Raw genomic sequence first — 15,868 nt, forward strand, 5'->3', positions numbered from 1 at the left:
ATAAAGTATTTTCTATACTTTAGAGTTCCCAAAAAAGTATAAAAAGTAATCAAAAATGAAAAAATCCCCCACCTTGCGGCAGGGGATTTTTATTACTTACCTACAAAACTAGCAGCCGAATTAACCGAACTTACCAGCAGTAGAAGCAATCAAGAACGCGGCGTAAGTCACGATGTAGCCAACTGTGAAGTGAGCTAGACCAACTACACGAGCTTGAACAATGGACAGAGCAACGGGCTTGTCTTTCCAGCGAACTAGGTTAGCCAGAGGAGTGCGTTCGTGTGCCCAGACAAGGGTTTCAATCAACTCTTGCCAGTAACCTCTCCAGGAGATTAAGAACATGAAGCCAGTAGCCCAAACTAGGTGTCCAAATAAGAACATCCAAGCCCAGACAGACAGGTTATTCACGCCGTAAGGGTTGTAACCGTTAATCAACTGAGCAGAGTTAGCCCAGAGGTAATCGCGGAACCAGCCCATGAGGTATGTAGAGTTCTCATTGAACTGAGCTACGTTGCCTTGCCAAACACCGAGATGTTTCCAATGCCAGTAGAAGGTCAACCAACCAATGGTGTTGAGCATCCAGAATGTAGCGAGGTAGAAGGAATCCCATGCTGAGATGTCGCAAGTACCGCCACGACCGGGGCCGTCGCAAGGGAAGGCATAGCCGAAGTCCTTTTTATCGGGCATCAGCTTAGAACCACGGGCATCCAAAGCACCTTTGACCAAGATCAAGGTGGTGGTGTGCAGACCTAGAGCGATCGCATGGTGTACCAAGAAATCGCCAGGGCCAATTGTCAAGAACAGGGAGTTAGTACCAGCATTAATGGCATCTAACCAACCTGGCAACCAAACGTTAGCGTAGTTAGGCCATGCTGTGTAAGCAATACTATCGGGGTTAGATAGCAAAGTATCTAAACCATACAGCACCTTACCGTTAGCAGCTTGGACGAATTGAGCAAATACTGGCTCAATCAAGATTTGCTTTTCAGGAGTACCGAAAGCAACCACTACGTCGTTGTGTACATACAGACCAAGGGTGTGGAAGCCTAAGAAAAGAGATACCCAGCTGAGGTGGGAAATAATCGCTTCTTTGTGCTTCAACACGCGGTCAAGCACGTTACCTTTGTTTTGCTCTGGGTCGTAATCACGTACCCAGAAAATCGCACCGTGAGCAAAAGCACCAAGCATCAGGAATCCAGCAATATACTGGTGATGCGTGTACAACGCTGCCTGAGTTGTGTAGTCCTTCGCAATAAATGCGTAGGAAGGCATGGAGTACATGTGCTGCGCTACCAGGGAAGTAACAACACCTAGCGCTGCTAAGTGCCAACCCAATTGGAAGTGTAAGGAGTTGTTGTAGGTGTCGTAGATACCTTGGTGAGGTAGGTTGAACGGGCCTTCAACAGGAATACCAAAGAAACTCTTGGCATTCAATGCTTCTTTGAGACTGTGACCAATCCCAAAGTTTGTCCGGTACATGTGACCAGCAACAATGAATAAAACTGCGATCGCTAGGTGGTGGTGAGCTATGTCAGTTAGCCACAAAGCTTCTGTCTGGGGATGGAAACCACCCAAGAAACTCAGAATTGCAGTTCCTGCACCTTGCGATGTCCCAAAGATATGTCCAGGAGTGTCAGGGTTTTGAGAGTAAACACCCCAGTTGCCTGTAAAGAATGGTGTCAAACCGGCTGGGTGGGGTGGGGTATTCAGGAAGTTATCCCAACCTACGTGCTGACCGCGAGCTTCGGGGACAGCAACGTGAATTAAGTGACCAGCCCAAGCCAATGAACTAACACCAAACAAACCTGCTAAGTGGTGGTTTAGGCGATGTTCAGCGCTCTTAAACCATGCCAAGCTAGGACGGTACTTGGGTTGCAAGTGCAGCCAACCAGCAAACAGTAATACAGCAGCGAATAATAGCAAGAACACTGAACCGTTGTACAGTTCGCCGTTATTCCGCATACCGATGGTATACCACCAATGGTAGAGACCAGAGTAGGTAATGTTTACCGGATTACTAGCGCCCGCTTGGGTAAAAGCTTCGATCGCTGGTTTACCAAAGTGGGGGTCCCAAATCGCATGGGCGATGGGACGGATGTGAAGGGGATCTTTAATCCACTGTTCAAAGTTACCTTGCCAGGCTACGTGGAACAGGAGGCTGGATGCCCACAGGAAGATGATTGCCAAGTGACCGAAGTGAGTTGCGAAAATCTTTTGGTAAAGATTTTCTTCCGTCATGCCATCATGGGTTTCAAAATCGTTGCCTGTAGCGATCGCATACCATATCCGACGAGTCGTCGGGTCCTGTGCGAGATCCTGGCTAAATTTCGGAAATTTTGTCGCCATAGGTTTAATAAATCCTCTGACCTTTAGCCATCAAATATCAGCGTCTAGAGTCCTGAGTTCTGAGTCCTGAGTTCTGAGTTTTGACTCAGCACTCAGTACTCAGCACTCAATAACTGATTGCTACCCTACTGAAAGGATGTGTGCATGGAAGAATGCCCAAGTTGTGGCAATTCCTCCCAAGAGGTAGTGAGCTACCCCTACAGCCCGACCCTGAATAATACTCAGAGCGCGAGGCTGAATTGCTGGTGCTACCTTCAGTTTGTTATGCGCCCAAACAATGGACTCAATCAGTTCTTGCCAGTAGCCGCGACCACTGAACAGGAACATCAAGCTGAATGCCCAGACAAAGTGAGCGCCTAAGAAGAGTAGACCATAGGCAGATAGCGCGCTGCCATAGGAATTGATGACTTGTGTAGCTTGTGCCCACAAGAAGTCCCGTAACCAACCGTTGATGGTAATAGCACTTTGGGCAAAGTTGCCACCAGTGATGTGAGTCACAGTACCATCTGCATCTACGGTTCCCCAAACATCTGATTGCATCTTCCAACTGAAGTGGAAAATTACAATAGACAGGGAGTTGTACATCCAGAATAGTCCGAGGAATACGTGATCCCAACCAGACACTTGGCAAGTACCGCCACGACCAGGACCGTCGCAGGGGAAGCGGAAGCCCAGGTTTGCTTTGTCTGGAATCAGACGAGAGCTACGGGCATACAGCACACCTTTGAGCAGAATTAGGACGGTGACGTGAATGGTGAAAGCGTGAATGTGGTGAATTAGGAAGTCGGCTGTGCCCAAAGCAATGGGTGCAGCTGCCACTTTACCGCCAACAGCCAAAATACCGCCGCCAAAGACATAGCTAACTGGTTCTAGGGCATTAGGTGCAGTTGTACCAGGAGCCAAGGCGTGGATATTTTGTATCCACTGGGCAAATACCGGCTGCAATTGAATCCCCGTATCAGAGAACAAGTCTTGAGGACGACCCAATGCACGCATTGTGTCGTTGTGGATGTAAAGTCCAAAGCTATGGAAGCCTAAGAAAATACATACCCAGTTCAGGTGAGAAATAATCGCATCACGGTGACGAATTACCCGATCCAATACGTTGTTTTGATTCACAACTGGATCGTAATCCCGCACCATGAAGATCGCAGCGTGAGCTGCTCCACCAACAATCAAGAAGCCACCGATCCAAATATGGTGAGTGAATATGCACAACTGTGTAGCGTAATCAGTTGCCAAATATGGATAGGGGGGCATCGCGTACATGTGATGCGCGATGATGATGGTCAGTGAACCCAAGAAGGCCAGGTTAGTAGCCAGCTGAGCGTGCCAGGATGTGGTCAGGTTTTCGTAGAGACCTTTGTGACCTTCACCAGTGAAAGGACCTTTGTGGTTTTCTAGGATCTCTTTGATGCTGTGACCAATACCCCAGTTGGTACGGTATTGATGACCAGCAACGATAAAGAGAACTGCGATCGCTAAGTGGTGATGAGCGATGTCAGTCATCCACAAGCCGCCTGTTACTGGGTTCAGACCGCCCTTGAAGGTAAGGAAGTCAGCATACTGACCCCAGTTCAAGGTGAAGAAAGGTGCTAAACCAGCAGCAAAGCTGGGATACAACTCGGTCAACAAGTCTTTGTTCAAGATGAACTCGTGGGGCAAGGGGATGTCTTTGAGAGCAACACCTGCATCCAAAAGCTTGTTGGTCGGTGCGGACACGTGGATTAAGTGGCCTGCCCATCCCAAGGAACCACAACCTAGCAATACTTGCAAGTGGTGATTCAGCATCGACTCCACATTCTGGAACCATTCCAGTTTGGGAGCGCGTTTGTGGTAGTGGAACCAGCCGGCAAATAGGAATAAGCCTGCTAATACCAAGCCACCGATCGCAGTTACATAAAGCTGGAAGGAGTTTGTAATCCCCCAACCACGCCATACTTGGAACAAACCGGAGGTGATTTGAATACCGTGGAAACCACCGCCAACATCACCGTTTAAAATGTCTTGTCCAACAATGGGCCAAACGACTTGAGCGCTAGGCTTAACGTTCAACGGGTCACTTAGCCAAGCTTCGTAGTTAGAAAACTTCGCGCCGTGGAAAATCATCCCGCTCAACCAAACCATCACTACGGCTAGGTGGCCGAAGTGGGCTGAGAATATCTTGCGGGATATGTCTTCTAAATCGCTTGTATGTGTATCAAAATCATGGGCGAGTGCGTGCAGGTTCCAAATCCATGTGGTGGTTTTGGGACCTCTGGCTAAGGATCTGTCAAAGTGTCCAGGTTGCGCCCATCTCTCGAATGAGGTTGGAACTGGATCGTTATCGACGATTACTCTTGCCTTCTTTTCCTCTCGCTCCGGAGGACTTATTGTCATTTGACCTCCTCTCTTGATAAGGAATGAGGAATCATGAATACCACAAAGTGAACCATTACCGCATACTCAGAATTTTACTGAAGCCGCGATGAAGACCCTATGTGGAGAGTTGTTTCTCGTTGAATTATAGAGTCTTCACCTGCACTTTGTTGGAGATATTTTAACAATAATTCAAACTTGGTGGAATATTGCTGAAATTACCGTCTTATCTGCCTTTTAACTCCAAACTATTTGTCTAAAAGTCAATAGATTAACCATTTTAATTTACAAAGAATAACAATTCGTAAGTTTTATGATTTTGCTGTATACACTCGAATTCCAGCTTTTACTGCTATTACTCATGAACATTTGTGTCATCTTTCCATTGTTGTAAGTAAAAAGCTGTAAAAAGTATGACTTGTTTTAAAATTTACTGAAATAGATATATGAAAACTTAGGGAATGTGAGGTAGATTTCACCTTTTGGGCTATAGTGCCAGATGGACAGTTTGAGCGAAAATAATCTGTGAATTGTCGAAGACTATCACTGGGTGCAACGCATGAACTCGTGGCAGAAAAGGGTGTTAGAGAAGCTCCTCCCTGAGAGGTTCCCGATTCTCAGGTGGATAATGACATTGGTGCTGGTATTAAGCTTGACGAGTTGCGGTGAGAAAGCCGATAGCCAGGAAGTATCTACTGGTTATAGAGAAAACCCTCCACAGATTTCTCAAATCTCAAAGCAATTTTCGGAAGTTTCTCCACCATATGTTATCCAAGCACTGCGTCCAAGTTTGGAAGTTTATCAGCCACAAGTGGCAATTCTGACTCCAAGACCTGATGAAGTTTTCCAAAATAATAAAGTTACAGCGAGTTTTCAGGTTAAGGATCTACCAATATTTAAAGACCCACAATTACAACTGGGGCCACATCTCCATGTAATTCTGGATAACCAACCTTATATTCCTGTTTACGACCTGAATCAACCCTTGGTTTTGCCAGAGTTGTCCCCAGGTACTCATACCCTGCGTGTTTTTGCCTCTCGTCCTTGGCATGAAAGCTTTAAGAATGAAGGGGCTTATGCCCAGACAACATTTCACGTTTTTACCAAAACAGACGACAATAACGCAGATCCCAAGTTACCTCTGCTAACTTACAGCCGTCCTCAAAGTAGCTACGGAGCAGAGCCAATCTTACTAGACTTTTATCTCACTAACGCTCCCCTACACCTCGTTGACAAGGAAAACACTAACGAAGGATTTAGTGATTGGCGCATCCGCGTCACAATTAATGGTGAAAGCTTTGTTTTCGATCGCTGGCAGGCAGTTTATCTTAAAGGCTTCCAAACTGGTAAAAACTGGATAAAGCTAGAATTTCTCGATAATCAGGGAAATCCTCTCAAAAATGTCTTCAATACCACAGTCCGAGTCATTGACTTCCAGCCAAAGGGTAAAGATACTTTGTCGAAAATTGTCAGAGGAGAACTCACAGCAGATGAGGTACGTGGCATTGTAGACCTGAATTATAAACTTACACCTACCCCTTCTGTTGAAAAAACACCCCAAATCCAACCGAAGCTAGAAAAGCAGCCCATTCCTGAAATTGAAGCTCCGAAAGAATCTAAAACACAGCCAGAAGAACCAAAATTGGAAGTTCCAACGGCTGTACCATCTCCTACTTTATCTCCGACACCATCAGAACCACAGCCAACGGTAACGCCGACTCCAGAATCAACGCCGCTACCTGAAAAAGTTGCGCCTCAGCCAACTAAACCTAAAGTTGACGGATTTTTTAACCGTCGGGCGGGTAAGATACCTACTCCAGAAGTAACAGTTGAGCCATCTCCTAGTTTGCCACCTGCACTGCCAAAGATTATTGAGTCTCCAGCACCAGAAATAATTACGCCAACACCAGAACCACAGCCAGAGGTAACACCAACTCCTGAATCAACACCGTCAACTGAAAAAGTTACGCCTCAGCCAACAAAATCTAAATTTGGCGGATTTTTTAAGCGCCGAACGAGCAAGACACCTACTCCACAAGTAACAGTTGCGCCATCTCCTAGTTTGCCACCTGCATTGCCAGAGATTATTGAGTCTCCTGTACCAGAAACAATTACGCCACTACCAAACCTACAACCAGAGGTAACGCCAAATCCTCAATCAACACCCTTACCCGAAAAAGGAGAAGTGAAATAATTCAGTTTATTTCACATCATGGAAATCAGTAATATGACGCGAGCTTCCAACGAAAGGCATTCGTTATGCCTTAAGAGAAACAATCTAGTTTTCTAGGAGGTTGGCAAACCTCTCCCTGCCTTGAACTTTAGTTCAAGTCTGCCCCTCTGATTCGGAGAGGGGCAATTTTACGTATAAAAAACTCTTAGAGGTCTTTTGATTGAGCTGATTAGGCGGACGCTATATGAGCCATAGAACTCACGCTAATATGGAGAGCGAAAAGTTGCAAAACTTTTACTTTTGCTGAATAATTAGGGAATTCTAAGTAAGAATTGGCTTTTATTGCTTACTTAGGATTAATATGACTTCCCATCAAGGTTCAGATTTTCCACCAGTCTACGGTGATATCGTACTCGTAGAATCGAGCCGAAAAAATTGGTTTTCAAAGATTACCAACGGTCTGAGTATTGGCAACAAAATTAAATGTGGATATGCTCTTGCTCTAGGTGTAGGAATTGTAGGAACAAGTATTGGGTTAATCTTTGGAGACCACTATCAACAACAGGCATTGCAGCAGCAACAAAACGCTTTTAAGGAACTCAATTTGCTTTATCGCCTCCAGACAGGTATTCTTCAAACCCGGACGCACCAGCAGCAACTCATTCCCTTAGTGGCAGATATAAAACTATACAAACAGGAGTATGACCACATTACTAATGTACATGCACCTGAAATCAAGCAGGTTTGGTTGGAACTCCAAACATATATAAAAACTGCCGATTATGTAAACGAAAAGCACTGGGAGAATATTCCCCTGCTTCTAAAAACTTATGAAGGTATAACACAAACTTATGTCCAGCAACTTGACGAGCTGCTCCAACAACTTGATTTATCTCCTCTAACTGACAATAAAATTGCGATCGCTCAACAACGACTGTTGAAGTTTACCAACAGTGAGTTGGCACTTAAGTTTGACGGCGTATCCGATGAACTAGTTACCATCATTAATGCTTCCTATGAGGAACTAACAGCAGCGACGACGACGTTTAAAACAGCAGCACAAATCCGGATTCAAATCATTCTTGCTAGCATTCTGTTGTCAGTAATAATTGCTACTCTTTTAGCTCTTTTGACGAGTCGAACCATTACCCGTCCTGTTGAATTGCTGACAAATGTGGCACAGCGAGTCACCAAAGAATCTAACTTTGACCTGCAAGCACCCATCATTACTACAGATGAAATTGGAATACTTGCTACTGCATTTAACCAACTTTTACACAGGGTTAAATGCCTACTCGAAGAACAGCAAGCAGCCGCTTTTCGTCAGCAGCAAATGCAAGAAGCCCAATTGCTCCAAAGTGAGAAAATGTCTAGCTTAGGACGAATGGTAGCTGGCATTGCTCACGAAATTAATAATCCGGTAAATTTTATCTATGGGAATTTAGATCCTGCTATTCAATATGTAGAGGATTTATTAGCATTGCTACAAACCTATCGCCAAGAAGTGCCTAATCCACCTTTAGCGGTGCAAGCCTACGCCACCGAAATTGATGCAGAATTTCTAGAAGAAGATTTACCCAAACTTTTGCATTCGATGAAGTTTGGTGCTGATCGGGTGCGGCAAATTGTCTTGAGCTTGAAAAACTTCTCTCGGCTGGATGAAGCAGAAGCCCATTCAGTCAATTTACATGAATGCCTGGATAGTACGCTACTCATCGTCAATAATCGGATCAAAAAAGGCATTACGATTGAGCGCTTGTACGGCGAGATTCCTAGCATTGAAGGTTTTTCTAGCTCGCTTTATCAAGTGTTCATGAATATTATCAACAATGCGCTTGATGCATTGGAGGAACAGCACAATCCTCAAGACTGTCCACGAATTACGATCGCTACCGAACTTTTAGACAAAAACTGGGTAGTTGTCCGTATTGCTGATAACGGTTCTGGTATTGCCCGTGAGACTCAAGAAAAAATTTTTGAGATGTTCTTTACCACTAAAGCGACAGGCGTGGGCACTGGTATGGGACTTTCGATTAGTCATCAGATTGTAGTCGAAAAACATGGAGGACAACTAACTTGTAAATCTGAGGTGGGTGCTGGTACAGAATTTATCATTTCTCTCCCTGTTCAAAAGCAGCATTTACCCAAAGATACTTAACTCTAGCTTTTGTGAAAAAGCCTCGACAAAGACAAGTCCTGCTACAGGATTTCCTATATCATCCAACCCAGGACTGTAGCAAGCGATCGCTCCCTCACCTGGGACTATTGCGACAAGTCCACCACCAATCCCTGATTTCATCGGTAAACCAATTCTGACTGCAAACTCGGCAGAAGCTTCATAAAGTCCACAAGTTAACATCACAGCATTGACAATCCGGCGATTCTGTGATTTCACTAACCCATCACAAGCTAGAAGTTTTCCTAACAGAGCTAAATCTTCAACTCGCCCAGAGATACAGCATATTTGCTCGTAAGTATCAAGTGCTATTTCAAGATTTTCTAAATAACCTGTTTCGCTAAGATAGTTTGCGATCGCTTCATTGGCTGTTGAACGTGTTAATCGCACTGAAGCCAGCATTACTTCATCTAAACTGAGTTGGCAACCTGCTAATTGGTTGAGCCATTGACAAAATAAAAGAGTGCGTTGAGTAGCATCCTTTCCTGGTAACTTATCAGCGAGGGTGATTGCCCCACTATTAATCATCGGGTTACGGGGACGGCCGCGATCGCTAACTAATTGTTCTAAAGAATTAAAGGGTGCATCCGATGGTTCCACCCCAACCCAGCTAAAAACTGTTTCTGCGCCAAAATGTTCCAGCAGATAAAGTAAAGAAAATGTCTTAATCACGCTCATAAGCGGGAAGACACAAGCGGTATCCCCAAAGCTGATATTTTTCCCTGATTCACAGCAGACGTGAACTGCAAACCAACCAGGATCGGCTAAAGCTAATTGCGGAATGCGATCGATAACTCGTCCCTGTTTAGCCAGAATTTTAGCTTGTTCTACCCAAGCTGATAACTCCGTAGTATTTAATTTTTCAAGTTCTTTCACAACAGATACACCCAGATTCAATTACGAATTACGAATTAGGAACTACGAATTATTATGCTTCCCCGTGTTAGAGCGCCAGAATTACCACACAATTACTCTTGGCTCAATACCGACAAACCTTTGTCTCTTAAACAACTCAAGGGTAGAGTCATAATTTTAGACTTTTGGACATACTGCTGTATAAATTGTCTGCATATTCTGCCAAACCTGAAATATTTAGAACAGAAATATAAAGATAGCCTTACCATTGTTGGTGTCCATTCTGCCAAATTTGACAATGAAAAAGAAACAGAAAATATTCGCCAAGCTATCCTGCGCTACGACGTTGAACACCCAGTTATAGTTGACAGCAATTTTCGACTTTGGGAAGAATATGCTGTACGTGCTTGGCCTACTTTAATAATTATTGATCCAGAAGGTTACGTGATTAGCCAGATTTCTGGTGAAGCAAACCGTGACACTTTAGACGAGTTGATTCAAAAATTAATTCAGCAACACCAAGATAAAGGCACAATTAATTTTCAAGAACTTAGTTTGATATTAGAGAAACAGCGCCAGCCATTAATTACTCCCCTAGCTTTTCCTGGTAAAGTCTTAGCTACCCAAGCGGGTTTGTTCATCGCTGACTCTGGACATCATCGCCTGATTATGAGTAGCTTTGACGGCGAAATTCTGCATTTAATTGGTACTGGGAAATCTGGTTTAACCGATGGTGCTTTTAATGAAGCGAAGTTTTTTGCACCACAAGGAATGGCTTATGATGCAGAAAATCAAATTCTTTATGTTGCTGATACAGAAAATCATACCCTGCGGCGAGTTGATATGAAGCGTCAAGTCGTAGATGCGATCGCAGGAACTGGAGAACAAAGCCGGAATATTCATCCTCATGGCGGTGTTGGTTTAGAAACCGCGCTAAATTCCCCTTGGGATTTAGTGAAAGTGGGAAATACCTTATTTATTGCAATGGCTGGGCCGCATCAAATCTGGGAAATGGATTTAGAAACTAGGATGATTAAAACTTATGCTGGTACTGGTGCAGAAGCTTGCGTTGATGGTTCACTTACCGAATCTGCCTTTGCTCAACCCAGTGGTATTAGCACCAATAGAAAAGAATTATTTATCGCTGACAGTGAAGTTAGTTCAATTCGTGGTGTTGGAATTGTAGAACCGTATCAAGTACGAACTGTTTGCGGTAGTGGTGGATTATTTGGTTTTGGTGACGTTGATGGACAAGGTGAAGATGTCCGTTTACAACATTGTTTAGGAGTGGAATTTGCTCAAAATGTTCTGTGGATAGCAGATACCTACAATCACAAAATTAAATTAGTTAGTCCTAGTGGCAATTGTCAAACAGTTTTGGGAGATGGTACTGCTGGTTTACAGGATGGACAAGGTAAGAATACTCGCTTTTTTGAACCTTCGGGATTGAGTTTTATGAATTCATATCTATATATTGCTGATACTAATAACCATGCTATTCGTTGCGTAGATTTGAATACGTTTGAGGTGACAACGCTGGAATTTCCTGGTTTTTGTGCGCCGGATATTTGTATTCCTCTAAATTTATAAGATGATAACCTCATGCAAAAGTTCGAATATTCAAAAGATTTTTCGCCTGGGTGTGATACTTCCAATAAAAATTTTTAGAAAAAGCGCCTAATATTTGTTCTAGTTTTTTATTCGGTATTTCTACTAGAGTTGCACCAAAAGCTTTACATTATAATCTAATGCTGAGTATAAACTAAAAAGCAACTACTACCGAATCTGAATTGACAGCATAGGCATTGATATGAAAAATAAGTTTATTCTTTTAGAGTGTGGAGATGATGTCATTTGTTTAGAGAAAGATACTTTTAAAGTCAGTAAACTAAGAGAGTTAGTTATACGAGAAATTGTGAGTAAATGGCGGCAGGAAATTTGCACATATAAAACTAAAATTAATAATGATTTAGTTGGTAGTTTGTTTAGCAGTATCTCTGCCAGAGATGAGTTCATACCCTTTAGTGAAATTAAACTAAATGCTGTCAAAGATTGTCAGGTTCTTAAAATCGATGGTAACGGTTGGCAGAAAGGCAAATTAGAGATTCTGATATTTATATATCCTAATAGCCATAAACCAAATAATGTATGTTTTGAATTTTATCCAGATGAACCTATTAAGATAGAATAACATCAATACAGGCAACATGAATACTATCCTCCACATCACAAAACGCCAACAATGGGAAGACGCGAAATTACTTGGTATCTATCGCACTGATTCGTTAGACAGTGAAGGTTTTATACATTGTTCCAAATCAACGCAAATACTCAAAGTTGCAAAGAGATTTTTTAATAATCAAAAAGAATTAGTACTACTTTTTATTGATTTTGAGAAAGTACAAGCTGAAATTCGTTATGAAGAGGGTGAAATTGGCGAATTATTTCCTCACATTTATGGTGAGTTAAATATTGATGCTGTGTATCAGGTGGTTGATTTTGAAGCTGGGGAAGATGGTTTGTTTGAGTTGCCGCAAGAAGTTATAGATTTAGGATAACGAACCGCAGAGGTGCGGAGAACATGGAGGAGAGATGGAGAGAATTTAAGCGATCGCTTTTTAGCTAGGGCGTTTGCTACATCCAATTTGGTAAAATTCCCTTTTCGCTCATCTAAAATTTGAGTAAAAATGAAATCATTATTTAACAACTAACATCAGATGGTTACTCTTCAACTCAAACAAATTCGAGTTCCAGCAGGTCAAAGAATAATCCTGGAAGATGTGAGTTGGGAAGTATTTGAAGCAATTCTCAACGAGTTAGGAGAGCATAGTGGGAGTCGATTAGCATACAGCCAAGGAACACTAGAAATTATGGCTCCATTACCAGAACATGAGCGAGCTAAGGTAATTATCGGAGACTTAGTAAAAGCCTTGCTACATGAACTAAATCTGAATTGGGAATCTTTAGGTTCAACCATTTTTAAGCGAAAAGATATAAGTGTAGGTATTGAACCTGATGATTGTTTTTATATTCAAAACTATCAGCTAATGATTGGCAAAGACAAGATAGACTTAACGGTTGATCCTCCTCCTGATTTGGCGATTGAAATTGATGTCACCTCTAAAACCCAAATTAGTGCATATCAGGCGTTAAAAGTACCTGAAATTTGGCGATATGAAAGCAAAAATTTAGAAATTAACTTATTGCAAGGTGAAGAATATATAAAGTCTCTCACAAGCGCCATATTTCCTGGTTTTCCTGTCAATGAAATAATTCCTCGGTTTTTGGAAATGGCACGAACCACAGGAACAAGTTCAGCACTTAGATCATTTCGACAATGGTTAAGAGAACAAATACAAAACAGCTAGGGTGAATAGAATTTACCCCTATACAAACAAAATTTAAGTCCAAATTAAGGTTTTGAAACCCATCTCTGTCGGCTTTGCTTGTGTAGACTAGGTTTCTAACCACCCAAATAAAGAGATTCCGCGCTTTACTTAAAGAACGGGGAATTAATAATCCAGAGCAATTGTGACCGAATTTAATTTACAAATCCAAGAAAATAGCGATGGCTGCGCCAACGCCAAGGGCGATCGCTTGTCTTCTCATATAGAGGATGCAGCACCTAGCTTACTTCCCTCCAGTAATACGATACACTGCACCGACACTAAAGGCGATCGCATTGACCGTTTCCTTTCCCAAGAATTACCAGATTTATCCCGTTCGCGCATCCAGCAGTTAATCGAACAGGGAAATGTTCAACTTAATGATAAAGTTTGCACTTCTAAGAAGATCAATGTCAAACTAGGCGATCGCATCACTCTAGAAATACCAGAAGCACAACCCCTAGAACTGCTAGCAGAAGATATCCCTTTAGATATCCTCTACGAAGATGACCAATTACTTATTCTCAACAAACCCGCAGGCTTAGTTGTCCATCCCGCACCCGGTCATCCAGATGGCACACTGGTAAATGCTTTATTGGCTCACTGTCCCAATTTACCAGGGATTGGCGGAGTCCAACGTCCCGGAATCGTCCATCGATTGGATAAGGATACAACGGGTGCGATCGCGATCGCAAAAACAGAAGTTGCCCATCATCACCTACAAGCTCAACTCAAAGCTAAAACTGCACGCAGAGAATACTTGGGCGTGGTTTATGGTGCGCCAAAAGTTGAGAGTGGCACAATTGACTTACCCATTGGTCGCCATCCACAAGACCGTAAAAAAATGGCTATTATGCCTATTGAAGAAGGCGGACGATCTGCTGTCACTCTTTGGCAAGTATTAGAACGCCTTGGTAATTTCACTTTAATCCGCTTCCAACTAGAGACTGGACGCACCCATCAAATTCGTGTCCATAGCGCCAAAATGGGTCATCCCATTGTCGGCGATCCAGTTTATAGTTCTGGTCACTCAGTGGGCGTAAATTTGTCCGGTCAAGCACTACACGCTTGGCGGCTAAGATTACAGCATCCCCTATCCGGCGAGATGATTGAGGTGACAGCTACCCCTCCCACCCAATTTACAAAACTTTTGGAGATGCTAAAAAGACGGACTACACTTTAGCTCATCCCACGTCTAAAAATAACGCTATTTTTAAAGACATTGGGCATTAACAAAAAACCATACCCCAATGCCCAATGCCCAATGCCCCATTCCCATTAACAACTAGCGTGCATCAGACATGGGATAGAGTCTGTTTCACTAGTTATACCTAAATGAAACTCCTACATAACCCAAGACTCATGCACGCTATAAAATGATCAAAGCGATGTACTAGACAGCCGCCGACCAAAAATTGTTACTTAATTCCAGCTAACTGGCGATAAGGTACAGACTTTTCGATATCGATGTTGAATGACGAGATTCTTTGTGGCGTATTGCCAGTTGCATTGACACTTTGTGCCATATTCAAGAATAGAGCTGGATCGCCAGCTTTTGGCTTTTGCTCTTGTGGAAGGAATCTGCGTACTTCGACCTGCCAAATGATTTGGGGGAAACCCAGTTTGGCACGGTGGTAATCTTCGTATCGCGGAGATTTGATGTTAAATGGCAACTCACCTGTAGATTGAGATGGCAGTATCCGACGGCGCTGATAGGGCACTGTGGAATATCCAAAATTGCTCAGGTACTCTTCAGTGTTGAGAACTTCATCAACAAAGCCTACAATACCCTTGGTAGCGACCACAATTGACCAAGCGATTTTTTCCCGCTCGTTGTATGGGTCACGTCCTAGAACGCGCTGAATTACTTGCTCAACAAAGCGATAATTATTGTTGAGGTCGTAAAAGCTTTTCTTAAAGGTATTGGAAAGCACCAATCCACGAACAAAGTCCCGTACTGTAATTTGTCCATTACGGAGTTGAGACTCTAAATATGTTTCGCGATCGGCAGCAAAAGCATAAAAGAAAAGTTGACGATATGCTGCTTCGATCAGATCGCCTAAATCTGATGGAGACAGGATATTGTCTGTAGTAAAAATCCTGGGCTGTTCATCACCCGGTACTTCATATCCAGCGACACGCTGGTTTTGACTTGAAGGTTCATATTCTAACAGAGGAATTGCCATTCTAAAGCCTCCATGTTCTTAATTAAAGTTAACAACTTTAAATCACATATTAAGGGAGTAGTTGTATCAGAACCTCAGATTCTGATAAAATTTCACGAAACTTAACTAAGGGTGATTTTAAGTATTGGGTATGAAAAACGATTAGCACACTGGATTCAACCCATAGCTAATCAATAAAAAAAGTAGTGCAACTTCCAGCTTAATAGTTACTGTAAATGACTAAAAAATTTTATTCACATATTTCAGATTAGAAGATTGAGTTTCACTTTTTTTAACCGAAGCAATAAAATTTAACATTTAGCAAAAGAAATTAATAGAAGATTGGAAATTGGGCATTGGGCATTAGACATTAGACAATAATTAATAGTTTTTCTTCCAGTGCCTCCCC

At 42.8% G+C, this 15,868-nt stretch carries 11 protein-coding genes; 7 read left to right on the forward strand and 4 right to left on the reverse strand.

The window, feature by feature from the left end:
- Positions 1-120 precede the first annotated feature (120 nt).
- Positions 121-2,346: a photosystem I core protein PsaB gene (psaB, locus tag G1O98_RS17660; RefSeq protein WP_114081190.1), complete on the reverse strand. Its 2,226-nt coding sequence runs from the start codon at positions 2,344-2,346 to the stop codon at positions 121-123.
- A 120-nt stretch (positions 2,347-2,466) separates the two neighbouring features.
- On the reverse strand, positions 2,467-4,725 hold the full coding sequence (gene psaA / locus G1O98_RS17665) for a photosystem I core protein PsaA (RefSeq protein ID WP_114081191.1): 2,259 nt from the start codon (positions 4,723-4,725) through the stop codon (positions 2,467-2,469).
- Positions 4,726-5,263: 538 nt separating this feature from the next.
- On the opposite strand from psaA, the gene G1O98_RS17670 reads away from it, so the two are divergent.
- Both G1O98_RS17670 and G1O98_RS17675 read left to right on the forward strand, forming a co-directional pair.
- Positions 5,264-6,898 carry a hypothetical protein gene (locus G1O98_RS17670; protein WP_163930086.1) on the forward strand — a complete coding sequence of 545 codons (1,635 nt, stop codon included), beginning with the start codon at positions 5,264-5,266 and terminating at the stop codon, positions 6,896-6,898.
- A 340-nt stretch (positions 6,899-7,238) separates the two neighbouring features.
- Complete coding sequence (locus G1O98_RS17675; RefSeq protein WP_163930088.1) at positions 7,239-9,035, forward strand: ATP-binding protein; 1,797 nt, start codon at positions 7,239-7,241, stop codon at positions 9,033-9,035.
- Here the strand turns inward: G1O98_RS17675 and glsA are convergent.
- On the reverse strand, positions 9,018-9,929 hold the full coding sequence (glsA, locus tag G1O98_RS17680) for a glutaminase A (RefSeq protein ID WP_163930090.1): 912 nt from the start codon (positions 9,927-9,929) through the stop codon (positions 9,018-9,020). The two genes, G1O98_RS17675 and glsA, sit on opposite strands and share 18 nt — an antisense overlap.
- A 54-nt stretch (positions 9,930-9,983) precedes the next feature.
- On the opposite strand from glsA, the gene G1O98_RS17685 reads away from it, so the two are divergent.
- The 5 genes from G1O98_RS17685 (at position 9,984) to G1O98_RS17705 (ending at position 14,477) form a co-directional block, all read left to right on the forward strand.
- Complete coding sequence (locus G1O98_RS17685) at positions 9,984-11,498, forward strand: thioredoxin-like domain-containing protein (protein ID WP_163930092.1); 1,515 nt, start codon at positions 9,984-9,986, stop codon at positions 11,496-11,498.
- A gap of 220 nt (positions 11,499-11,718) precedes the next feature.
- A complete protein-coding gene (locus G1O98_RS17690) occupies positions 11,719-12,099 on the forward strand; it encodes a KGK domain-containing protein (RefSeq protein ID WP_163930093.1) in 381 nt (126 codons plus the stop codon).
- Between the two features lie 16 nt (positions 12,100-12,115).
- A complete protein-coding gene (locus G1O98_RS17695; RefSeq protein WP_163930095.1) occupies positions 12,116-12,466 on the forward strand; it encodes a DUF952 domain-containing protein in 351 nt (116 codons plus the stop codon).
- Between the two features lie 159 nt (positions 12,467-12,625).
- Positions 12,626-13,276: a Uma2 family endonuclease gene (locus G1O98_RS17700; protein WP_163930097.1), complete on the forward strand. Its 651-nt coding sequence runs from the start codon at positions 12,626-12,628 to the stop codon at positions 13,274-13,276.
- A gap of 283 nt (positions 13,277-13,559) precedes the next feature.
- A complete protein-coding gene (locus G1O98_RS17705; RefSeq protein ID WP_163930105.1) occupies positions 13,560-14,477 on the forward strand; it encodes an RluA family pseudouridine synthase in 918 nt (305 codons plus the stop codon).
- Between the two features lie 235 nt (positions 14,478-14,712).
- Here G1O98_RS17705 and G1O98_RS17710 read toward each other — a convergent pair whose 3' ends face one another.
- Positions 14,713-15,480, reverse strand: coding sequence for a phycobilisome rod-core linker polypeptide (locus G1O98_RS17710; RefSeq protein ID WP_163930099.1), 768 nt, complete (start codon positions 15,478-15,480; stop codon positions 14,713-14,715).
- Positions 15,481-15,868 lie beyond the last annotated feature (388 nt).

It is taken from the genome of Nostoc sp. UIC 10630 (assembly GCF_010747425.1).
Classification (GTDB): Bacteria; Cyanobacteriota; Cyanobacteriia; order Cyanobacteriales; family Nostocaceae; genus Nostoc.